At 62.3% G+C, this 21242-nt stretch carries 20 protein-coding genes; 5 read left to right on the top strand and 15 right to left on the bottom strand.

The annotated features are described in order from the left end of the window. Nucleotides 1-114: 114 nt before the first annotated feature. From argE to LOY70_RS11580, 11 genes are all read right to left on the bottom strand, one after another. Nucleotides 115-1272 carry an acetylornithine deacetylase gene (argE, locus tag LOY70_RS11630; protein WP_265036747.1) on the bottom strand — a complete coding sequence of 386 codons (1158 nt, stop codon included), beginning with the start codon at nucleotides 1270-1272 and terminating at the stop codon, nucleotides 115-117. After that, nucleotides 1269-2423: an NAD(P)/FAD-dependent oxidoreductase gene (locus tag LOY70_RS11625; RefSeq protein ID WP_265036745.1), complete on the bottom strand. Its 1155-nt coding sequence runs from the start codon at nucleotides 2421-2423 to the stop codon at nucleotides 1269-1271. Before LOY70_RS11625 ends, argE begins: the two co-directional genes overlap by 4 nt. Then, nucleotides 2420-3796: an NAD(P)/FAD-dependent oxidoreductase gene (locus LOY70_RS11620; RefSeq protein ID WP_265036744.1), complete on the bottom strand. Its 1377-nt coding sequence runs from the start codon at nucleotides 3794-3796 to the stop codon at nucleotides 2420-2422. The genes LOY70_RS11625 and LOY70_RS11620 overlap by 4 nt, the downstream gene beginning before the upstream one ends. Next, a complete protein-coding gene (locus tag LOY70_RS11615; protein ID WP_265036743.1) occupies nucleotides 3778-4086 on the bottom strand; it encodes a (2Fe-2S)-binding protein in 309 nt (102 codons plus the stop codon). Before LOY70_RS11615 ends, LOY70_RS11620 begins: the two co-directional genes overlap by 19 nt. Next, nucleotides 4083-5927: an ABC transporter ATP-binding protein gene (locus LOY70_RS11610; protein WP_265036741.1), complete on the bottom strand. Its 1845-nt coding sequence runs from the start codon at nucleotides 5925-5927 to the stop codon at nucleotides 4083-4085. The genes LOY70_RS11615 and LOY70_RS11610 overlap by 4 nt, the downstream gene beginning before the upstream one ends. A 1-nt stretch (nucleotide 5928) precedes the next feature. After that, on the bottom strand, nucleotides 5929-6804 hold the full coding sequence (locus LOY70_RS11605) for an ABC transporter permease (RefSeq protein WP_265036740.1): 876 nt from the start codon (nucleotides 6802-6804) through the stop codon (nucleotides 5929-5931). Then, nucleotides 6801-7757 (bottom strand): ABC transporter permease, encoded by a 957-nt coding sequence (locus LOY70_RS11600; protein WP_265036738.1) that lies wholly within the window; start codon nucleotides 7755-7757, stop codon nucleotides 6801-6803. The genes LOY70_RS11605 and LOY70_RS11600 overlap by 4 nt, the downstream gene beginning before the upstream one ends. A 45-nt stretch (nucleotides 7758-7802) precedes the next feature. Continuing rightward, entirely contained in the window at nucleotides 7803-9446 is a 1644-nt protein-coding gene (locus tag LOY70_RS11595; protein WP_265036736.1) for an ABC transporter substrate-binding protein, read from the bottom strand. Nucleotides 9447-9532: 86 nt separating this feature from the next. Continuing rightward, on the bottom strand, nucleotides 9533-10807 hold the full coding sequence (locus LOY70_RS11590; protein ID WP_265036734.1) for an NAD(P)/FAD-dependent oxidoreductase: 1275 nt from the start codon (nucleotides 10805-10807) through the stop codon (nucleotides 9533-9535). Nucleotides 10808-10843: 36 nt separating this feature from the next. Then, nucleotides 10844-11512, bottom strand: coding sequence for a haloacid dehalogenase type II (locus tag LOY70_RS11585; protein ID WP_265036733.1), 669 nt, complete (start codon nucleotides 11510-11512; stop codon nucleotides 10844-10846). A gap of 466 nt (nucleotides 11513-11978) precedes the next feature. After that, complete coding sequence (locus tag LOY70_RS11580) at nucleotides 11979-12863, bottom strand: LysR family transcriptional regulator (protein ID WP_265036731.1); 885 nt, start codon at nucleotides 12861-12863, stop codon at nucleotides 11979-11981. Nucleotides 12864-12958: 95 nt separating this feature from the next. Between LOY70_RS11580 and LOY70_RS11575 the strand changes: the two genes are divergently transcribed. From LOY70_RS11575 to LOY70_RS11565, 3 genes are all read left to right on the top strand, one after another. Beyond that, nucleotides 12959-14095 (top strand): DSD1 family PLP-dependent enzyme, encoded by a 1137-nt coding sequence (locus LOY70_RS11575; protein WP_265036729.1) that lies wholly within the window; start codon nucleotides 12959-12961, stop codon nucleotides 14093-14095. After that, nucleotides 14085-14471: a RidA family protein gene (locus tag LOY70_RS11570; RefSeq protein ID WP_265036727.1), complete on the top strand. Its 387-nt coding sequence runs from the start codon at nucleotides 14085-14087 to the stop codon at nucleotides 14469-14471. The genes LOY70_RS11575 and LOY70_RS11570 overlap by 11 nt, the downstream gene beginning before the upstream one ends. A gap of 169 nt (nucleotides 14472-14640) precedes the next feature. Further along, nucleotides 14641-16101, top strand: coding sequence for an aldehyde dehydrogenase family protein (locus LOY70_RS11565; RefSeq protein WP_265036725.1), 1461 nt, complete (start codon nucleotides 14641-14643; stop codon nucleotides 16099-16101). Here LOY70_RS11565 and LOY70_RS11560 read toward each other — a convergent pair. Further along, nucleotides 16076-16498, bottom strand: a complete 423-nt coding sequence (locus LOY70_RS11560; RefSeq protein WP_265036723.1) for a GFA family protein — start codon at nucleotides 16496-16498, stop codon at nucleotides 16076-16078. The genes LOY70_RS11565 and LOY70_RS11560 overlap by 26 nt on opposite strands. 33 nt (nucleotides 16499-16531) lie before the next feature. Further along, nucleotides 16532-17455 carry a LysR family transcriptional regulator gene (locus LOY70_RS11555; protein ID WP_265036721.1) on the bottom strand — a complete coding sequence of 308 codons (924 nt, stop codon included), beginning with the start codon at nucleotides 17453-17455 and terminating at the stop codon, nucleotides 16532-16534. Nucleotides 17456-17599: 144 nt separating this feature from the next. Here LOY70_RS11555 and LOY70_RS11550 point away from each other — a divergent pair, with 144 nt between their 5' ends. Then, nucleotides 17600-18001 (top strand): RidA family protein, encoded by a 402-nt coding sequence (locus LOY70_RS11550; RefSeq protein WP_025213045.1) that lies wholly within the window; start codon nucleotides 17600-17602, stop codon nucleotides 17999-18001. A 194-nt stretch (nucleotides 18002-18195) separates the two neighbouring features. Here LOY70_RS11550 and LOY70_RS11545 read toward each other — a convergent pair whose 3' ends face one another. Further along, nucleotides 18196-18675 carry a VOC family protein gene (locus LOY70_RS11545; RefSeq protein ID WP_265036719.1) on the bottom strand — a complete coding sequence of 160 codons (480 nt, stop codon included), beginning with the start codon at nucleotides 18673-18675 and terminating at the stop codon, nucleotides 18196-18198. Between the two features lie 68 nt (nucleotides 18676-18743). Beyond that, the gene (locus tag LOY70_RS11540) at nucleotides 18744-20045 is read right to left on the bottom strand and encodes an Nramp family divalent metal transporter (protein ID WP_265036718.1); all 1302 of its coding nucleotides are present in this window, start codon (nucleotides 20043-20045) and stop codon (nucleotides 18744-18746) included. Between the two features lie 228 nt (nucleotides 20046-20273). Here LOY70_RS11540 and LOY70_RS11535 point away from each other — a divergent pair, with 228 nt between their 5' ends. Continuing rightward, nucleotides 20274-21227: an endonuclease/exonuclease/phosphatase family protein gene (locus LOY70_RS11535; protein WP_265036716.1), complete on the top strand. Its 954-nt coding sequence runs from the start codon at nucleotides 20274-20276 to the stop codon at nucleotides 21225-21227. The last annotated feature ends 15 nt before the right edge of the window (nucleotides 21228-21242 follow it).

The following is a 21242-nucleotide window of genomic DNA, read 5'->3' as shown; positions in this document are numbered from 1 at the left end:
GGGAGCGAGCTTGCTCGCGATGGCGTCGGCCCATTCAACATGGATACAAGCTGATCCATCGCTATCGCGAGCAAGCTCGCTCCCACAGGGGAACTGTGTTGACAGGACGTCTGGCTACCGTTTCAACGACCCCAACAACCCTTCCAAAAACTGCTCCCCCGCATCCATCTGACTGATTTCGATGAACTCGTCAGGCTTGTGCGCCTGTTCGATGGAGCCCGGGCCGCAGACGACGACCGGTACATCCAGGCGCTGCTTGAACAAGCCGCCTTCGGTGCCGAACGACACTTTGGCGGTGCCCGTGTCCGGGGCGGCGAAGTTTTTCAGAAAGCGCACGGCCTCGACGCTCGGATGGGTATCCAGGCCGGGATAGACGTTCAGGGTTTCGATTTCGATGTCCGCCACGCTGGAGAGCTTCTTGGCTTCGCGCACGATCACCTCGGCCCGCTCGCGCAGTTGCCCGAGGAACTGATCCAGGTCATCGGCCGGCAGGTTGCGCACTTCGAAATCCAGGGTGCACAGGTTGGGCACGATGTTCAGCGCCTTGCCACCGACAATCTGCCCGACATGCACAGTGCTATAGGGCACGTCGTAGTCGGCATCCTGGGCGCCCTGCTCTTGCAGCTGCTGCTGGCTCTGGCGCAACGCCGCGATGAAATCACAGGCCACGTGAATCGCGTTGACCGAGCGCGGCGCCAGCGACGAATGCGCCTCCAGGCCACGGCAGTAAGTGCGGTAGGAGCCCTTGCCCTTGTGGCCGAGTACGAACTGCATGTTGGTCGGCTCGCCGATTACACAGAGGAACGGCCGCACTGGCGCCAGGTGCAGCACGTCGAGCAAACGGCGTACCCCCACGCAACCGATCTCTTCGTCATGGGACAGCGCCAGTTGCAATGGCCGGTTCAAGGCATGGTCGGCAGCCTCGAGCATGGCGCCGATGGCCAACGCGATGAAGCCTTTCATGTCACAACTGCCGCGCCCGTAGACCCGCCCATCCCGCAGCGTTGCCTGGAACGCCGGGACGGTCCAGGCCTGCCCCGCCGCCGGCACCACGTCGGTATGACCGGACAGCAGGATCCCCGGCAACTCACGCGGCCCGGTGCTGGCGAACAGGTTGGCTTTCTTGCCGCTTTCATCCTTGACGATCAGCGATTCGATGCCCTTGCTCAGCAACAACTCGCGCACGTACTCGATCAAGGCCATGTTCGATTCTGAAGAGACCGTTTCAAAGGCCAGCAGGCGTTCGAAAATAGCTAAAACCCGGGGTTTCATGAGGCCTTGCTCCGTTGCTCGGTTGAAGGAGTGAACCGGCGGATGGAGAACGGCTCGATCGAGGTACGGGTGCTGCCGGTGCTGATGAGTTCGGCCATGACGTCGCCGACGCCCGGGCCGAGCTGGAAGCCGTGACCGCAGAAACCGAACGCGTAGTACAAGCCATCGACGTTGCCGCTGGGCCCCATCACCGGCAGGGAGTCGGGTAGATACCCTTCGATGCCGCTCCACACGCGGATGATATTCAGGTTGCCGACGCCCGGCAGCAGCCGGCGCATCTGCTCCAACTGGTTGAGGATGCTGCGTGGCTCGACATGGGCCCGGCGGTTGAGCATGTCCGGCTTGCTGCGATAACCGCCGCCGATGATGATGTTGCCCCGGGGGATCTGGCGGAAGTAGATCACCTCTTCCGGGATCTTGGTGTACACCCCGATCACCGTCGGCAAGGCATAGGGCACCGGTTCGGTGACAGCCATCTGTGGGCCATTGGTGTCCAACGGTACCGGCTCACCGAACTGCGCCGAGAGCTTCTGGCCCCAGGCACCGGCGGTAATCAACAGCTGGGCGGAACTGAACTGGCGGCCATCGGTGGTGGTGATGCGGAACCCGTCACCGATCTTCTGCACCCCGGCCACTTCGGTGCGCTCCTCGATCTGCGCGCCGAGCCGCCGGGCGGCCCTGGCAAACGCCGGGGCCGCCAAGCGTGGATTGGCGTGACCATCGTGAGGGGCATAGGAGCCGCCTTTCACCTCTTTGCCAAGGAATGGAAAACGCGCGTGCAGTTCGCTGCCGCGATAGATCTGCAAGTCCAGCTGCGCCGCTTCCGGTGCTGCGGCGTAGGCCTCCAGCTCAGGGATTTCGTCTTCGCGATAGCACACGCGCATGTGCCCGCTGGCAATGAACTCCAAGTCGTCATCGATCAGTTCGGGCAAGCGCTTCCACAGCGCCCAGGAACGGTTCGCCAGTTCCAGTTGCCCGAGGTAACGTCCCTGGCGCCGCACGTTGCCGAAGTTCACGCCGCTGGCGTACTGACCGATCTGGTCACGCTCCAGCAGGATCACCGACTGCCCGCGCTGACGCAGGAAAAACGCCGTCGCCGAGCCCATCAGGCCGCCGCCGACGATCACTACATCGGCCTTGTGTACCGTCATGGCGCCACCTCCTGCGTGAGCATCGAAAGCGGCTTCACCGGCGCCTGGCCGCGTTGCCGGCCGACTTCCTGGACATTGACACCGGCCGCCGCGGCAATCACCTCGGCCCCGGCCTGGGAACAATAACGGCCCTGGCAGCGGCCCATGCCGACTCGGCTGAAGGCCTTGGCGCGATTGACTTCACAGGCGCCCTTTTCGCTGACGGTACGCCGCAGCTCGCCGGCGCTGATCATTTCGCAGCGGCAGACGATGGCTTCGTCCGGCAAGGCCTTGGCCTGCGCGGCGGGCCAGGGAAAAGCCTGGGCCAGGCCGAGACGAAAGGCATCCATCACCTTGAGCGCCTGGCGCTGCTCGGCGACCTGCGCAGCGTCCACCGGCTGTTGCAGATCACTCAACAACGCCATGGCGACCAGGCGCCCGGCGTGCTCGGCGGCATCGGCGCCACGGATTTTCGCACCGTCCCCGGCAGCATAGACGCCACTGACGCAGGTGCGACCTTCCTCATCGAGGTCCAGCAGCCATTGGCCGGACGCCTCGTCGAAACGCAGGCGACAACCCGCCAGGTCGGCCAGTTGGGTTTCCGGCCGCAAGTGATACCCCAGCGCCACGGCGTCACAATCCACGGTCAACGTCGCTCCACTGGCGCTACGAACCCGCACACCACTGACGCCACTGATCGGGTCACCGAGCACTTGCACAGGCGCGATGCCCAAGTGCACCGGGATTTTCGCCCGGTACAGCTGCGCCAACAATTTCAGGCCAGTGAACAATAAGCCCGGGCGTGCCATGAGTTTGGGCAAGGCCTTGATGCGCTTGCCCAAGGGCGAGGTGTCCAGCACCGCCGCCACGTTGGCGCCGGCCTTGAGGTATTGGCTGGCGACCAGATACAGCAACGGCCCGCTGCCCATGAACACCACGCGGTGGCCGATGGAAACCGCCTGGGCCTTGAGGGCAATCTGCGCGCCGCCGAGGCTGTAGGTACCGCCCAATTGCCAGCCTTCGATCGGCATCAGGCGGTCGGTGGCGCCGGTGCAGAGGATCAGCGCGTCGTAATCCACCGTCGTGTGCCGGCCCTGGCTGACGCAGCACAGCTGGCCTGGCGTGAGGTTCCACACCAAGGTATCGGGGCGGTAGTCGATCTGCGCACGCAAGCGGTCGAAGCTGTCGTGCAGGTCCTTGGCCTTGTCCGCCTCGGTGCCGTACAGCGTGGCGTAGGTGCGGGTGAACCCCTCGGGTTGGCGCCGGTAGATCTGCCCTCCATCGCGACGATTTTCGTCGATCAGGATCGGCTTGAAGCCCGCCGCCACCAAGGTCTGGGCACAACGAACGCCCGCCGGCCCAGCGCCTACAATAACTATCCGCGCAGCGGCCATATGGCCTCCGGTTGCTGAGTGATGATGTCCAACCCTTCACGCACTTCGTTGGAACAGGCACGCAGGCGTTCGCCGCTGCGGGTCCAGACCCAGCAATCCTGGCAAGCGCCCATCAGGCAAAAACCGGCACGGCTGCCCGGATCGAATTCCGACTGGCGCAACGTCGGGCCATTCGTCAGCAAGGCCACCATCAGAGTGTCACCCTGCAGCGCCTCGATAGGCACGCCGTCCACTATCAATTTGACGGTTGGCCGGCCCTGTTCGGCCAACCTCACGAAACGACCGCTCACGCGTAGGCTCCCACGATCATGCTGTTTGAATCCTGCTGGCGCTTGCGCAGCGCATCGCTGTCGTGATGACAGAGCACTTCACTGCCGCCGTCGATGACTCGCCGAGGCGGCGCGGTGCAGTTACACAGGCCATCGACCCGCACCGGGCAACGGTTGAGGAAGGTGCACAGGTCCGGCACATCGGCGCGAGCACCCAACGTCGGCAGGGTGCCACAGGTGGTGGCGCCGCAGCTTTCCAGCCAGCCCTGGCGCAACTCCGGCACCGAATGGATCAACAGGTCGGTGTAGGGATGGAATGGCGGCTGGGCGAACGCTTGCCGTGCACCCGCCTGGATCTTGTGCCCGCTGTACATCACCACGATGTCGTCGCACAGCGCCCGCACCGTGGAGATGTCGTGGCTGATGAACAGGTAGGAAACCCCCAGTTGCTGGCGCAGATCGCGCAGCAGTTCAAGGATCGCCGCGCCGACCACGGTATCCAGGGCCGAGGTGACTTCATCGCACAAAATCAGGTCCGGTTTCGCCGCCAACGCCCGGGCCAGGTTGACCCGCTGTTTTTGCCCGCCGGACAGTTCGCTCGGGCGGCGCTCGGCCAGCTCCCGTGGCAGGCGCACCAGGTCGAGCAATTCGCCGATGCGCTCGCGCAGCGCCGCGCCCTTGAGGCCGAAATACATCTTCAATGGCCGGCTCAAAATGGTGCTGATGCTGTGCATCGGGTTCAGCGCGGTGTCGGCGTTCTGGAACACCATCTGGATGCGCCGGAACTGTTCGTCCGTGCGCTCGGACAGGCTGCCGCCCAGTGGCTGGCCGTCAAACGTCAAGCCGCCGAGGGCCGGGGTCAACAGCCCCGCCACCACCCGCGCCAGGGTCGATTTGCCCGAGCCGGACTCGCCGATCACACCGATGGCCTGGCCCCGGCGCACCGTCAGGTCGATGTCTTCCAGCACCCGGATCGCCGGCATGCCGTGCTGATTCTTGTTACCGTAGCCGGCGGTCAAGCCCTGGATGGTCAGCAGTGGCGTGTCTTCGGCCACACCACAGGGTGGGCGAATGGTGGTGTCCGGCCGCGCCGCCGCCAGCAGGCTGCGGGTGTAGGCGTGAGCCGGGCCTTTGAGCAGCGGCGCGGTGGCGCTCTGTTCGAAGATCTGCCCGCCGTTGAGCACGACGATCTGGTCGGCCATCTGCGCCACGACCGCCAGGTCGTGGGACACATACACCGCCGTCGCGCCGCGTTCGCGTACGACACGCTTGAAGGCGCGCAGCACGTCAATCTGGGTAGTCACGTCCAGAGCCGTGGTCGGCTCATCGAGCACCACCAACAGCGGATCGCTGATCAGCGCCATGGCCGCCATCACCCGCTGCAACTGCCCGCCGGAGACCTGGTGGGGATAACGCCGGCCGATGCGCTCAGGGTCGGGCAGCGCCAGGTCGCGAAACAGTTCGATGGCCTTGGCTTCGAGCACGGCCCGGCTGCCGAGACCATGAATCAGCGCACCTTCCACCACCTGGTCGATGAGTTTTTTCGCCGGGTTGAACGCCGCGGCGGCGCTTTGGGCGATATACGATACCCGGTTGCCGCGCAGGCGTTGCAGCTCGCTTTCCTCCAGCGCGAGCATGTCATGCTCGCCGACCTGCACCACGCCACCGGCCAGGCGACAACCGCGCCGGGCGTAACCAAGCAGTGCCAGGGCGATGGTGGTCTTGCCGGAGCCGGACTCACCGATCAGCGCCAGCACTTCACCTTTCTCCAGGGAGAAACTCACGCCTTTGACGATTTCCACTTCGCTGTGCTCGCCACCGGCGACTACGCGCAGGTTCTCGACTCGGATCAATTCGCTCATATCAATGGCCTCCCGAACGTCGGTTACGCCGCGAAGACAGGCGGTCGATAAACAGATTGACGCCGATGGTCAGGGTGCCGATGGCCAGGGCAGGAATCACGATGGCCGGGGCGCCCTGATTCAGGCCGCCGATGTTTTCGCGCACCAGTGAACCCAGGTCGGCATCCGGCGGTTGCACGCCCAGGCCGAGAAAGCTCATGCCGCTGAGCAGCAGCACGATGAAGCCGAAGCGCAAGCCCAGGTCAGCCAACACTGTGTTGAGCATGTTGGGCAGGATTTCCACGCAAGCGACGTACAGGCGACGCTCGCCACGGGTACGGGCCACTTGCACGTACTCCAGGGCCTCGATGTTCACCGCCATGCTGCGGGCGATACGGAACGCACCCGGCGTGTAACTCAACACCGCCGTGCACACCAGCAACGTCACCGATGAACCGAACGCCGAGACCATGATCAGCGCCAGCATCTTGCTCGGGATCGAGATGAAGGCGTCCATCAGGCGGCTGATCAGCTCATCCAGCCACTTCGGTGACACCACCGACAGCAGTGCGCAACTGGTCCCCAAGCCACTGGCCAGGACTGCCGCCACCAACGCCAGACCCACGGTGAATTGTGCGCCGACCAGGATCCGACTGAGCATGTCACGGCCCAGGTAATCGGTGCCCAGCGGGTAAGCCGCGCTGAAACTGTCGAAGACATTGTCAGAGACCACTTCTCCCACGGGATGTGGCGCCAGCCATGGGCCGAAGATCGCCACCAGCAGCCAGATCAAACACATCGCGGCACCGACCAGGCCCAGCCAGGACGTTGCATGGTCGTCTTTGCCCAACGCCAAAGCGGCCGACGCAGGCGGGGATTTCACAATGAGATTGTTCATTGGTTTCTCAGCCTCGGATTGGAGAGGATCGCGCACAGGTCGGCAATCAGCACGAGTGTCAGGTACGCCGTACAAAACAACATGGTGCAGGCCTGGACCAATGCCATGTCGCGATTCGTCACGGCATCGACCATCAGGCTCGCGATGCCGGGATAGTTGAATATCGTCTCGACGATCACCACTCCGCCGAGCAAGTAGGACAGGCTCAGGGCGATGGCATTGGCGATGGGCCCGATAGCGTTGGGCAGTGCATGGCGCAGCACCACCCGCACCGGGCTCACACCTTTGAGACGGGCCATTTCCACATAGGGGCTGTCGAGTTGATCGATCACCGCCGCCCGGGTCATGCGGGCCATTTGCGCGATGATCACGCAACACAGCGTCATGACCGGCAAGGCGTAGGTGCGCATGAACTGCCACGGTGAAGTGATCTCGCTGGAATAGGACAACGCCGACAGCCAGCCCAGGTTCACGGCGAAAATCAACACCGCCAGGGTGGCGACCAGAAACTCCGGCACTGCCACCATCGTCAGGGTAAAGAAGCTGATAAAGCCGTCGATGCGACCACCGCGCCCCATCGCCGAACCGATGCCCATGATCAATGCCACCGGCACCGACACCAGCGCCGTGGCGGCCGCCAGCATCAGGGTGTTGGGGACTCGGCCGGCCATCAACTCGCTGACCGGCGTGGCATTGGAGATCGACACGCCCATGTCGCCGCTGAGCAGGCTCATCAGCCAGTGCAGATAACGCAACACACCCGGCTGATCCAGACCCATTTTCACGCGCAGGGCCGCCACCTGTTCAGGCGTGGCGAATTGCCCAAGGGCCTGTTGCGCCGCGTCTCCCGGCAAGACCGCCGTGATGGCGAACACCACCATCGACACGATCAACAGGGTTACGATCGCCGCGCCAAGGCGCCGGCCGATCAACCACAGTGTGTTGCTATTCATCACGCTACCCTCGTGTCCTATCACGCCGCCAAGACCCAACGTCCGTCAAGCGTCCAGCCAGACCTGCTCGGAGAACATGTAGCCCATGAAACCGCCCAGCGGGTTGGTGCCGTAGCCTTTGACGCGCTGGTCGACGCCATCGATGTTGCTGATGAACACGGGAACACCGATGCCGCTGTGGTCATGCACCAGGACCTGCATGTCGCCGTACATCTTGCCGCGCTTGACCTCATCGGTTTCACCCCGGGCCTGGATCAGCAGCTGGTCGAACTGCGGATTTTTCCAGCCGGATTCATTCCAGGGCGCGGTCGATTGGAAGAATTGCGAGAAGATCATGTCGGCGTTGGGCCGTGGGTTGATGTTGCCGAAGCTCAGCGGGTGCTTGGCCCAGTGATTGGACCAGTAGCCATCGCTTGGCAGGCGATTGACGTTGAGCTTGAGCCCGGCCTCCTTGGCCGATTGCTGCAACAGCACGGCGACGTCCACCGAGCCAGTGGCGGCCGGCGAGCACATCACCGGCATGCTGATGCTTTCCATCCCCGCTTTCTTTAGCAGGAAGCGCGCCTTTTCCGGATCGTAGGCCCGTTGTGGCAGGTCGGCGTTGTGGAACCGCGCGCCGGGGGCGATCGGGTGGTCGTTGCCGACCCTGGCGAAACCACGGAATATCGCCGACTTGACCTGTTCGCGGTCCAGCAGCAGTTTCATCGCCTCGGTGAACTCAGGGCTTTGGCCGGGCATCTGGTCCTGGCGAATGATCAGGTCGGTGTAGTTACCCGACGGCGAGTCCACGACGCGATGTTTGGCGCTGTCCTTGATGCGCGTGGTCGAGCGCGGGTTGACCTCGTTGATGATCTGCACATCGCCGGAGAGCAGTGCGTTGACCCGTGACGGCTCGTCGGCGATGCCGATGAATTCGATCTCGTCCAGGTACGGCAAACCCGGTTTCCAGTAGTTGGTATTGCGCGCGCCAATCGAACGCACCCCCGGCTTGAACTCCTTGACCTTGAAGGGGCCGGTACCGATGCCCTGGCTGAAGTCGCTGGTGCCTTCAGGAACGATCAGCATGTGGGAGATGGCCAGGATCGATGGCAGCTCGGCATTCGGCCCGCTCAGCGTTATCTGCACTTCATGGGTGCCGTTGGCCTTGACCTCGGCAAACTGCGACGCCAGCGGCAGGACCTTGGAGCCGGTAATCGGGTCCTTGTGGCGCAACAGGGAAAACACTACGTCGGCGGCGGTCAGGCCCTTGCCGTTGTGGAAGACCACCTCTTTGCGCAGGGTAATCACCCAAAGCGTCGCGTCGGTGGTGTCGATGCGCTCGGCCAGTTCCAGCTGCGGCACCATGTGGCTGTCGAAACGCGTCAGGCCGTTGTAGAACATGTAGTGACGCACATAGTCCGTGGACGACGAGCCTTTGGCCGGATCCAGGGTATCGGCGGTGGAACTGGTGATACCAGCGACCCGAATGCGCCCGCCGGGCTTGCCTTTGCCGGGGCTTGCCTGATCGTCGGCAAGCAATTTGCCGGCGGCACCGAACAGGCTGCCAGCGCCCGCCGCGGCCACACCCGCCACCCCCAGCATTTGCAGCGCATGGCGGCGTGACATGCCGCGATTGAGCCCTTCGAAAACACGCAGACTTTCTGTACCGGTGATCAACTGGTCTTTGATGCCGTTTTTATTGTCACTCATGTCAGTTCTACCTTTCGGAAAATGATAGGGCTCGATTACGTGCGATTAACGCATCGCGGTTGAAACACCAAACAACGCCATGTAATTCAGTGTAGGTAGTCCTGCAGCCGGTAATACGCACCGACCAGCGGCAGGAACCAGGGCTTGCCGAAGTGCCCGGGGATGGCCGGCCAGTCGAGTTCGCGCCAAGGGTTGGCCTCGACGTTACCGGCCATGACCTCGGCCATGACTTGCCCCATGTGCACCGACATCTGCACACCGTGGCCGCTGTAACCCATGGAGTGATAAACCCCTCCATGTTGGCCGGCCCGGGGCAGGCGATCGGACGTCATGTCCACCAGGCCGCCCCAGCAGTAGTCGATCTTGACGCTCGCCAACTGCGGGAACATCTGCACCATCGCCGCTTGCAACACCTTGCCGCTCTTGGCGTCGGAGACGCTGTCGGACATGGCAAACCGCGCACGTCCGCCAAACAGCAGGCGGTTGTCCGGGGTCAGGCGAAAGTAGTTACCGATCATGCGGCTGGTGACATAGGAGCGGCGTGCCGGCAGCAAGCTGTCGATCAACGCCTGGGGCAATACCTCGGTGGCGATCACAAAACTGCCCACCGGTACGATTCGCCGCCGATACCAGCCCAAGCCGCCCTGCTGAGAGGTGCCGGTCGCCAACAGGATCTGCGAAGCGTGCAGCGTGCCCTTGCCGGTGTTGACTTGATAGCCGCCCGCGCTGGCCTTCCAGTCCTGCACCGCCACCCCCTGGAAGATCAACGCACCGTGACGCGCGGCCGCCTCGGCCAGGCCGACACCGAAACGTCCGACATGCATCTGCACGCCGTTACGCTGTAGCAGGCCGCCGTGAAACTGCGCCGAATTGACTTCTTCCCGCGTCTCTTCGGCGGACAGCAACTCGACCTCGGCATCGACCTCCCTGCGAATCAATTCACAGGTGCGTGCCAAGCCTTCGTAATGCATCGGCTTGGCCGCCAACTTGAGCTTGCCATTGCGCTTGAGATCGCAGGCAATCTGCTCTTGCTCCACCAGCGTAACCACGCTCTGCACGGCGCTTTCATAAGCCTGGTAATAGGCGCGCGCCTTATCGGCGCCGAGGCTGGCGGTGAGAGCCGCGTAATCCTGGGCAACGCCGGTACTGCAATGCCCACCGTTACGCCCCGACGCCTCGCCAATCACCCTGCCCGCTTCCAGCACCGCGACACTCGCCCCCTTCAAGGCCAGGGCTCGCGCCGCGGCCAGGCCGGTGAAACCGCCACCGACGATGGCGACATCGACCTGCCCGGGCAACCCGCCGAGCTGGGCACCGGTGAAGGCCGGTGCGGTATCGAGCCAATAGGACTCACTGCCCATGTCTAACCCCTTTCACCTTGAAGAGCGCCTGGAAACTCAGAGCCCGACCAGACCGGCCAACCCGCCGATGTCCGGGATCTGGTGGTAGCCGTACACGGCGTTGGCCGGTTGTTCATGCCCCCGGGCGACGAAGGCCTTGTGCTTGATCTTCATGTCGTGGGCCGACATCAGGTCGTAACGAAAGCTGGAGGACACATGCAGGACGTCCTCCGGCCCGCAGCCGAGGTTATCGAGCATGAACTCGAACGCGGCCAGGCGCGGCTTGTAGGCCTGGGCCTGCTGGGCGGTGAAGACTTTATGGAAAGGCGCGCCGAGCTTGTCGACGTTGGACATGATCTGCTCGTCCATCGCATTGGAGAAAATCACCAAGGGGATCTTGTCGGCGATTTTCGACAGGCCCGCCGGCACATCGGCGTGCGGACCCCAGGTAGGAACGGCGTCGTAATAAAGCTGGCCTTCGTTCCGGTACTCGACGCCCCAGCGCTTGCACGTCCGCGCCAGGGAGGTCTTGAGAATCTCATCATAAGGCCGCCAGTCGCCCATCACCTGGTCCAGACGATAAGCGGCGAAATCCTTGACGAACTGGTCCATCTGCCCGGCATCGACACGGTCGGCGAACAGCTCGCGGGTCATGGTGCCCATTTGGAAATTGGTCAACGTGCCGTAGCAGTCGAAGGTGATGTACTTGGGTCGAAGAAAGCTCATGAGTGCGGTCCTGGATTGTTATTGAAAACCTGACGAGGCAAACATTGACGCCGTTCATGAAGCCTCGGTGCAACGCTGCATCACGTTTTCATTACAACACCATGAGACCGTGGATAAATCGTTAAAAATACCGGCCGCTTGGTACAAACCACCGTTTTGCGGGGCTCGCTCAGCAGACTTTGCGGGATGCTCCAGGCGCGGGCGTTGCGCCCGTGTTTCAATGGGTTTGCGGGCAGTTATGGTGCGTAAAACGGGCCTGCGGGGGCTGGTTTGCGGCAGAATCTGCGCCCGGAGTGGGCAGCGCCGGCATCTTTGTTGAATGGGCTGACGCCATCGCGAGCAAGCTCGCTCCCACAGGAGGATGCCGGTGGACTTCAGTCTCTCAGCTCCCCGAAATCCTTGTGGGAGCGAGCTTGCTCGCGATGGCGCTAGCTCTGTAGCAGAGCCAGCGCTGGCTCACCGCTGTTCAAGCCTTCAATTCGGCCTCGAGAAAGCTCACCAAAGCCTGGACCCGCGCGCTGCGCAGTTTGCGCGAGGGCACCAGCAGGTTGATCGGGGCGCTGTCGAATTGCCAATCCGCCAGTACCCGAACCAGGCGACCGTCAGCGATGGCCTTACTGACGTCCCACTGCGAACGCAGCACCAACCCCAGGCCTTGTTCGGCCCAGCGCCGGGCCACGCTGCCATCGTTGCTCAATAAAGCCGGCTTGATCCGCAGGGTCTTGCGCCCCTGCCCATTGCGCAGGTGCCACAGCGTGACGTCTTCATCGTTTTCACGAATACAAATGCAGCGATGCCCGGCGAGTTGCTCGGGCGAAGTCGGTGCGCCGTACAGCTCCAGATAGGCGGGACTCGCGCACAGCCAGCGGTCGTTTTGCGTGAGGGGCCGGGCCACCCACTGGCTGTCCCTGAGATTGCCGATGTGAATCACGGCGTCGCTGTCATGGCGATCGGGCCAGGGGGTTTCCCGTAGATCCAGATGCAGGCAGAGCTGCGGGTGCAACCGGGCAAACCGCGCCAGCAGCGGCGCGATGCGTTGGCGTCCATAACCAAACGGTGCCGCCAGCCTGAGGGTCCCGGCCAGTTGCTCGTCCTGTTGCTTGAACGATTGGGGCAGCGCCTCCAGCTGTTCCAATAGCACCGCACTCTGGCGGGAGAAACGCTCACCATCAGCGGTCAGGCTCAGGCGCCGGGCATCGCGATTGGCCAGGGTCAGGCCCAACAGCGTCTCCAGTTTGCGCAGGCGCATGGACAGCGCCGGTGGCGAGACATTGAGCGCCCTGGCAGCGGCGCTCAACGACTCGGAGCGTGCCAGGGTCACGACCATTCGCAAGTCTTCGAGAGTAATCATTCAGTTCAACTTAATGATTGATGACAGCCCATTGAACCACGGCTTTACGATGACTGCGTAGAGTCGAGTCTGTCTTCCACCACCGAGCCCTGTTCATGCCAGCCTCCATTGCCTCCCTCGACACTCCGGTCGCGCTCATCGATGTGCCTCGCATGCAGCGCAATATCCACCGCATGCAGCAACGCATGGACGCTTTGGGCGTACGTCTGCGTCCCCACATCAAGACCAGCAAATGCCTGCCGGTGGTCCAGGCGCAACTCGCCGCAGGCGCCAGCGGTGTCACGGTGTCCACCTTGAAGGAAGCCGAACATTGTTTCGCCGCCGGCATCCAGGACATTTTTTATGCCGTGGCCATGGCCCCCGGCAAACTGGCCCAAGCCTTGACGCTGCGGCGCAAAGGCTGCCGCTTGAGCCTCTTGACCGACAGCCTGGTGGCGGCCCAGGCGATCGTCGATTTCGGCAGGCAACACGGCGAACGTTTCGATGTCTGGATCGAGATCGATTGCGATGGCCATCGATCCGGTGTGCGCCTCGAAGACGATGCACTCGTCGGCATCGCGCGGCTGCTCAGCGAGGGCGACATACAGCTTTGCGGCGTCATGACCCACGCTGGCTCCAGTTACGAACTCAACGCTCCCCAGGCGCTGCAAGCCTTGGCCGAACAGGAGCGTCATACCTGCGTCAGCGCTGCCCAACGCATCCGCGAGGCCGGGCTGGCCTGCCTGCAGGTCAGCATCGGCTCGACGCCCACCGCGCTGTCGGCGCAGAGCCTGGAAGGCGTCACCGAAGTGCGCGCCGGAGTCTATGTGTTCTTCGACCTGGTGATGCACAACGTCGGCGTCTGCGCGGCCGACGAGTTAGCCCTGAGCGTGCTGACCACCGTCATCGGTCATCAGCCAGATAAAGGCTGGGTCATCACCGACGCCGGCTGGATGGCCATGAGTCGTGACCGAGGCACACAACGGCAACAACGGGACTTCGGCTATGGGCAGGTGTGCAACGAAGACGGTGATTGGATCGAAGGCGCACTGCTCTCCAGCGCCAATCAGGAACACGGCATCATCACCCTCTCAAGTACCGACAGCGTCGATATCGCCACGCGCTTTCCCATTGGCAGCCGCCTGCGCATCCTGCCCAACCACGCCTGCGCCACCGGCGCGCAATTCCCTCATTACAGCGCCTGTGACACGACGGGCGAAGTGCACAGTTGGAGTCGCCTACATGGCTGGTGAGATCGAGTGGGTTCACACCACCCAGGCGGCCGCTCCGGGCGGGCATTACACCCAGGCCGTGTCGCACCAGGGCATCTTGTACGTGTCCGGGCAGTTGCCGGTACGACCCGATGGCAACCACAGTGCCGACCAACCGTTCGAGGCGCAGGCCTGCCTCGCCCTGGAGAACCTGATGGCGATTCTTAGCGCGGCAGGCCGGGGGCCGAACGACCTGTTGAAGGTGACGGTGTATGTCGCCGGTATCGAGCACTGGCCGGCTTTCGACCGGATCTACGCCCGCTATTTGGGCGAGCACCGCCCTGCCCGCGCCGTGGTGCCCGTCCCGGCCTTGCACCACGGCTACTTGATCGAAATCGAAGCGCTGGCCCGGGGCTGACATCACTCATAAGGCAATGAGCTGACCTGTGGCCCTGAAACGGACGCCGCTACCTTTGCGAAGTTAGCCCGGCCGATACAGCAGATTATTCTTTGCCGGGCGCAACAACGGCACATGCCGGCAGGACGGCTTTGTTAGTTTATTGAGAACACTCCTGGGAGCCCGTCGGATGACTATCCACACCTCGAACCACTACAGCGTCGACCCGCAAATGTCCCGGCAGCTTTATATCAATGGCACCTGGTCGTCCCCGGCCCAACCGGCCACGCTGCCAGTGGTCAATCCAGCGACCGAGGAAGTGATCGCCGAGGTCGCCCAAGGCTCTGCCGCAGACGTCGACCGTGCGGTAGCGGCCGCGCGTGCCGCATTTCCCGGCTGGTCCGCGACTCCGGTAGAGGCCCGCGTATCGATCCTTGGCAAGATCCACGAACTGATCCTTGAGCGCCAGGAAGCGCTGGCCCAGGTGCTCTCGCTGGAAATGGGCGCGGCCATCGGTTTTGCCCGGGCCATGCAAGTGCCGTTGGCGGCCGAACATGTGCGAGTGGCCCGTGATGTGCTGGCCACTTACCGTTTCCAGAACGTCGAAAATGGCACCGCCATTCAACGCGAACCCATCGGTGTCTGCGGCCTCATCACGCCGTGGAACTGGCCGCTGTATCAAATCACCGCCAAAGTCGCCCCGGCGATTGCCGCCGGCTGCACGGTGGTGTTGAAACCGAGCGAACTGTCACCGTTGAGCGCACTGCTGTTCGCCCAATTGGTGCATGACGCGGGCCTTCCCGCCGGGGTCTTCAACCTGGTGAACGGCAGCGGTGCCGAGGTTGGCGCGGCCATGGCGGCGCACCCCGATATCGACATGATCTCCATCACCGGCTCGAACCGCGCCGGCGCACTGGTCGCCCAGGCCGCCGCTCCCACGGTGAAGCGCGTCACCCAGGAACTGGGCGGCAAGTCACCGAACGTGTTGTTGCCGGACGCTGACTTCACCAAGGCCGTGCCGCTGGGGGTGATGTCGGCGTTGCGCAATGTCGGCCAATCGTGCAGCGCGCCGACCCGAATGATCGTGCCAAGAAACCGCTTGGCGGAAGTCGAAGCGTTGGCTGCCGCGACCGCCAACGCGATCATCGTCGGCGACCCGCAATCGGAAGCAACGGTCCTCGGCCCCATCGCCAACGAGGCCCAATTCAATCGCGTGCAAACCCTGATCGAAGTGGGCCTGAGGGAAGGCGCCAAACTGGTGTGCGGCGGGCCAGGCCGAGTACCGGGCTTCGACAAAGGCTTCTACACCCGACCGACGGTTTTCTCGCAGGTGGACAGCGCCATGCGCATCGCCCAGGAAGAAATCTTCGGGCCTGTGCTGTGCATCATCCCCTATGACACGGTGGATGAAGCGGTCGCCATTGCCAACGACACGGTCTACGGGCTCGGCGCTCATGTCCAGGGACAAGACCTTGAACGGGTACGCAGCGTTGCCCTGCGTATCCGCTCCGGGCAAGTGCTGTTGAACTACCCGGCGTGGAATCCCATGGCGCCGTTCGGCGGCTACAAGCGCTCCGGAAATGGGCGTGAATACGGTATCCACGGCTTCGAGGAATACCTGGAGATCAAGGCGATTGTCGGGTTTGGTTGATCGCCTGGTCCTCGGATCGATCCTTGCCTTCACGGTCGCGTACGTAATGGTGCGCGAGCGCAAACACCGGTAGCCAGGCTTCGCGGCGCAGGGTCCAGCTTTCGTAGGTGGGCACCAATTGGTCGGGAGCATCGAGCGTGCCCAGGTGCACTTCGATTTCATCGCCGCTGCGGGCAAACACCGACGAGCCGCAGCGAGGGCAGAAATATCGCCCGGCGTAATCCCGTGTCTCGCCCTGGATCGTCACGGAGTCCTGGGGGAACACGGCGGCGGCGAAAAACAGCGCGCCATGGTGCTTGCGGCAATCCAGGCAGTGACAAAGGCCAACCCGATAGGGGCGCCCTGAGGCTTCGATGCGCACGTCGCCGCACAGACAGCCGCCGGTGAATCGGTCCATGGTTTGACTCCTCTGCAATCTGATCCTGGCTCACTACGCCTGGCGATCAATGATAGGCGCATGTTGCGCCATCAGCTCCACCACCCATGCAATGAACACCCGCAACTTGGCGCTGATGTGTCGGTTCGGCGGATAGGCCAGGTAGAGCGGCATCGGGTCGAGGCGCCAACCTTCGAACAGACGCACCAATTCGCCCTGTGCTTCGTGGTGCTGGGACATGTATTCAGGTAGCCAGAGCACACCCAGCCCCGCCAAACCGGCGGCAAGGTAGGCGTTGCCATCGTCGATGGCCAGCGCGTAGCGGCCTTTGATGTACAGGTGCTCGTTGTGATTGTGCATGGCGTAAGGCACGGCTTTGCCGGTGCGGGCCCACAAAAAGCCGACGATGCGCTGCGGCGAATCTTCCAGCTCGCGCGGATGCGCAGGCGTGCCGACCCGTGCCAGGTAACTCGGCGCGGCAAAGACGCCCAGGGCCAGGTCGCCGACATGCCGGGCGATCAGCGACTGATCCGTCAGCTCACCGCCACGCACCACGCAATCGACCTTCTCATCGATGATGTCGACGATACGATCGCTCACGCCCATGTCGATCTGGATGTCCGGGTAGCGCGCATAAAACCCTGGCAATGCCGGTATCAGGATCATCGCGGCCAACGGGCTCGGCACATCCACCCGCAGTCGGCCCCGGGGCAGCGCTTGCGCGCCGGACAGGCTGGTCTCGGCATCGTCCATGTCGGCCAGCAGACGGATCACCCGCTCGTAATAGGCGGCGCCGTCGGCCGTGATATTGACTTTGCGCGTTGTGCGGTTGAGCAGCTTGACCCGCAACCGCGCCTCCAACTGCTGGACCAGTTGGGTCACGGTGGTCTTGCTCATGTGCAGTGTCTCGGCCGCCTTGGTGAAGCTGCCCGTCTCCACCACGCGAGCGAAGGCTTGCATCGCATCGAAACGATCCATGTGTGCCTCGGTTAAATCGATCAGATTGTTTGGCTTTCACAAACAGTGATCGCCAAGGTTGCTCGTTTATCGCCCGGGCACAAGCCCCTAGAGTGAGTTCATCGTTGGTTTCGAATCAATCTTGATCCCTTGATGGAGGCACTTATGACACAGCGTGACGTTGTTTTCCCCGCCGGACGCCAGGCGCTTTATGAGCGCAATCGTTATTCACCCGCTATTCGCTCCAATGGCTTTTTATTCGTGTCGGGGCAAGTGGGCAGCACCGAGGACGGTTCACCGGAACCCGAACTGGAGACTCAGGTTCGGCAAGCGTTCAACAATCTGAAAGCGATACTCGCCGCCGCTGGTTGCAGCTTTGATGATGTGATTGATGTCACTGTATTCATCGTCGACCCCGAATCGACCTTCGAGAGGATCTGGAAAGTGGTGCCTGAATTCTGGGGTGACGCGCCGCATCCAACGCTGACTGGGGTGGGTGTGACCTGGCTGTATGGTTTCCAGTTCGAGATCAAGGTGATTGCCAAGTTGCCTGAAACGGTCGGGTGATCGAATGATTCGAGGGTGTTGAATGTTCCGGCGTCATCGCGAGCAAGCTCGCTCCCACAGGGGACCGGTGCCGAGCACGATATTTCTGTTCACTGAAGATCCAGTGTGGGAGCGAGCTTGCTCGCGAAGGCGGCGGCACATTCAATATCAATGCAAGAGGCTCGCCCCCACAGGAATCGTCGGTGAAGCACCGGCTAACCTTTCACCGCTGCCTCGATCGCTGCGATGTCGATCTTGGTCATTGTCATCATGGCGTCGAAGGCACGCTTGGCGACGGCCTTATCGGAACCGGTGACCGCATCCACCAGGACCCGCGGGGAGATCTGCCACGACAGCCCCCACTTGTCCTTGCACCAGCCGCAGGCACTGGCCTGGCCGCCGTTGTCGATGATCGCGTTCCACAGGCGGTCCGTTTCGGCCTGGTCGTCAGTGGCGACCTGGAACGAGAACGCTTCGCTGTGCTTGAACGCCGAGCCTCCGTTCAATCCGAGGCAAGGGATGCCCATCACCGTGAAATCGACCGTCAGCACATCGCCCTGCTTGCCCGACGGAAAGTCGCCGGGGGCGTGATAAATGGCCAGCACCGCGCTGTCCGGGAATGTCGCCGCATAAAACTGCGCGGCCTCCAATGCAGTGCCGTCGTACCAGAGACAAATCCTGTTCTTGTTGTTCATCCGGGTTCTCCAAGAGAGGGACTGGACGGTGAAGTCTAGCAGTCCCCCCAGTCGGATGAAGAACGCCCTCAGGTGAACAGATCGACACCCAGCTGGAACGCTACCCACAGCGCCAGGCCGGTGGCGAACATCAGGGCGATGTTCTCGAACAGGTTGTTGCGGTACTCCTTGCTGAGCAATTTTTTCTGGTTGGACATGATCAGCAGGCCCAGGGAAATGACCGGCAAGCCAATGATGTTCAGTGCGTTAACGCCAATGGTCAGTGTGACAAAGTCTGGCATTCCCGGCAGTGACCAGATCAACGGCGTCACGAGGATAAAAAGCATGAACCATTTGTGCATCGGGTCGCGGTGGAACTCTTTGCCATAGCGCTCCCGGCGCCCGGGCCGTACGTGCTGGAAGGCGTCGGTGATGAGCATCGGGAACGCCGTGGTCTTGCCGGAAATACTGGCGAACAGCGTGGCGAACACACCGATGAAGAACACGTACCAACCGATCGGGCCGAAGAATATTTCCAGGGCCTTGCCCAGGTCGCCCAAGGTGTTCACTTCAATGCCGTTGGGTCGCAGGATTTCCGCGCCGACGATCCAGATCGCCAGGTTGATGATGATCCCGACGAACACCGCAAACAGCAGGTCGTTGCGCTGGATACGCTTGTGCTCCGGCCCTACCCAACCCTTCTGGCGCATGACATAGGGGTGGACGAAGTTGGCAATGGACCCCGCCACCGCACCGATCACCGAGACCGCCACCAGCAGTGCACCGTGCACGCCTTCATCGGGCGGGATGCTGAAGCCGATGGTGCCTCTGACGATACCGGCGACATCCGGGCCGGACATCACGGCCAGGGCCAGGAATGCCAGCGTCATGATCGCCAGCAACGCCTTCATCACGCCTTCGATCATCGAATAGATATTGCGCCCGACCAGCAGCCAGACCGCCAGCACCACCGCCACCGAGCAGAGCAGCGGGTAGTCGGTCTTCAATAACATGGCCAGGGCTTCGCCGGCGCCCTTGATCATGTAGGCATTCATCAGATGCCCCATGAGCAGCGCATACACCAACAGGAACCAGGCGAAAAACGGGTTGAGCTGGGCATAGCCTTGCAGGATGGTCATGCCCTGGTTATTGCAGAGCTGGAAGCGCGCGATGATGTTGACGATCAGGTAGCGGAGCAGCAGCGACACCGCCAGCACCCACATCATGGCGTAGCCGTAGTTCGCGCCGGCCACGGATGAGGTGATGAGGTCGCCTGCGCCCAGCCAGGAAAGTACCGCGATGATGCCGGGGCCGAGAAGCTTCAGTAGGCGTACGAAGCGGCTTTTTGCGGGAGCCGCAGCCTGGCCTTCGACGGAGGGAATGCTCGTCATGGGTGGAGTCTCCGTTTATTTTTTTTGTGAGAAACGGCCACAGTCGAACATATTACATACGACATCGTACAACCATAATTAACCCGTAATTATGTGAAAATGTTTCAGAGCTTTCTGACCTCGGCGGTCGGCGTTTTATTTTGTGGAACATCCCCCGCCCGAGCGCGAAAAACAACATCGTTACCTTGTTCTATACTGCACCGGCGCAGCATTCAGGGAGCGGACGCCGTGGCCAAATGCAAGATCCTGATCTGGAATACCCAGCACCTGAACAATCAGGCCGGAGGCAAGATGAGCGATGCCTACCAGGAAAAACTGGCGACGCTCAACCTGGTCTTGCAACAGGACACCCCGGACATTGTCGCTCTGTTTGAAGTGGGCAGTACCGGCAATCCCAATGATCGGCTGGTCAATGACCTGAGCCAGCACTACACCCTCAAGGCCTCCCTCGACCAGGATGGCGGCCTGCGCAAAAGCACCACCCTGGGCTCGATGGTCTTCGTACGCACAGGCCGGGACACCGAGTTCAAGGAACGGTACATATGGCCGCTGGGCCCGGAAGCCAGGCGCGCCACCTTGCTGCTGACCGACGATGAGGGCAACACGTTCGCCTTCTGCCATGCCAATGCGTCAAGGAACGCCTGGCCGCAGATCCTCGGAGACATACAAGAACTCGGTTCAATTCACGAAGGCGACTTTCAGCGCCTGGTATTTTTCGGCGGCGACCTCAATACACCTTACAGCTCGGCACCCAAGACCCTCTCCACGCACCGTGGCGCAACCCGGATGAACGCCGTGTTCCCCGAAGGCAGCGGGTTCACGCACATCACCATCCGCTCCACCGAAACCCAGGCCAGGAAGGCGTACAAGAAACTGGACGAGGTGAGCCGCTTCTATACACCCATCGACCAATACGTCTCGAGTCTCCTGGGCGGCGACCTGGGCTACGGGGATTTCGCCATCCCCTCGCAGTTGGACTATGCCTATGTCCATGAACACGTGGAGGCGCGGGGATACTGCGACGCAGCGGTGCAGATCAAAAAATCCTGGGTGCATGATCGCCAGTTGATCCGCAGTGCCGATGAACTCAAGGTGCGGGGACACGATGAGGTGGTGCGCATCTTCCGCGGGCAGGCACTGCGCAGCGATCATTACCCAGTGCTGTACGAGCTGCAGTATTGAGTCGCCACGTTTCGT

Origin of the sequence: Pseudomonas sp. B21-054 (genome assembly GCF_026016345.1) — a bacterium.
Lineage (GTDB): Bacteria > Pseudomonadota > Gammaproteobacteria > Pseudomonadales > Pseudomonadaceae > Aquipseudomonas.
The sequence above is the reverse complement of the archived record's forward strand: the minus strand, read 5'-3'. Positions and strand labels throughout refer to the sequence as shown.

Bases quoted from the DNA above. Each gene is read 5' to 3' on its own strand.
- LOY70_RS11565 (WP_265036725.1), top strand. From the start codon at position 14,641: ATGACTATCCACACCTCGAACCACTACAGCGTCGACCCGCAAATGTCC.
- LOY70_RS11575 (WP_265036729.1), top strand. From the start codon at position 12,959: ATGCCAGCCTCCATTGCCTCCCTCGACACTCCGGTCGCGCTCATCGAT.
- LOY70_RS11605 (WP_265036740.1), bottom strand. From the start codon at position 6,804: ATGAACAATCTCATTGTGAAATCCCCGCCTGCGTCGGCCGCTTTGGCG.
- LOY70_RS11560 (WP_265036723.1), bottom strand. From the start codon at position 16,498: ATGGACCGATTCACCGGCGGCTGTCTGTGCGGCGACGTGCGCATCGAA.
- LOY70_RS11540 (WP_265036718.1), bottom strand. From the start codon at position 20,045: ATGACGAGCATTCCCTCCGTCGAAGGCCAGGCTGCGGCTCCCGCAAAA.
- LOY70_RS11585 (WP_265036733.1), bottom strand. From the start codon at position 11,512: ATGAGCTTTCTTCGACCCAAGTACATCACCTTCGACTGCTACGGCACG.
- LOY70_RS11600 (WP_265036738.1), bottom strand. From the start codon at position 7,757: ATGAATAGCAACACACTGTGGTTGATCGGCCGGCGCCTTGGCGCGGCG.
- LOY70_RS11590 (WP_265036734.1), bottom strand. From the start codon at position 10,807: ATGGGCAGTGAGTCCTATTGGCTCGATACCGCACCGGCCTTCACCGGT.
- LOY70_RS11570 (WP_265036727.1), top strand. From the start codon at position 14,085: ATGGCTGGTGAGATCGAGTGGGTTCACACCACCCAGGCGGCCGCTCCG.
- LOY70_RS11620 (WP_265036744.1), bottom strand. From the start codon at position 3,796: ATGGCCGCTGCGCGGATAGTTATTGTAGGCGCTGGGCCGGCGGGCGTT.
- LOY70_RS11555 (WP_265036721.1), bottom strand. From the start codon at position 17,455: ATGGATCGTTTCGATGCGATGCAAGCCTTCGCTCGCGTGGTGGAGACG.
- LOY70_RS11610 (WP_265036741.1), bottom strand. From the start codon at position 5,927: ATGAGCGAATTGATCCGAGTCGAGAACCTGCGCGTAGTCGCCGGTGGC.
- LOY70_RS11580 (WP_265036731.1), bottom strand. From the start codon at position 12,863: ATGATTACTCTCGAAGACTTGCGAATGGTCGTGACCCTGGCACGCTCC.
- LOY70_RS11625 (WP_265036745.1), bottom strand. From the start codon at position 2,423: ATGACGGTACACAAGGCCGATGTAGTGATCGTCGGCGGCGGCCTGATG.
- LOY70_RS11550 (WP_025213045.1), top strand. From the start codon at position 17,600: ATGACACAGCGTGACGTTGTTTTCCCCGCCGGACGCCAGGCGCTTTAT.
- argE (WP_265036747.1), bottom strand. From the start codon at position 1,272: ATGAAACCCCGGGTTTTAGCTATTTTCGAACGCCTGCTGGCCTTTGAA.
- LOY70_RS11595 (WP_265036736.1), bottom strand. From the start codon at position 9,446: ATGAGTGACAATAAAAACGGCATCAAAGACCAGTTGATCACCGGTACA.
- LOY70_RS11545 (WP_265036719.1), bottom strand. From the start codon at position 18,675: ATGAACAACAAGAACAGGATTTGTCTCTGGTACGACGGCACTGCATTG.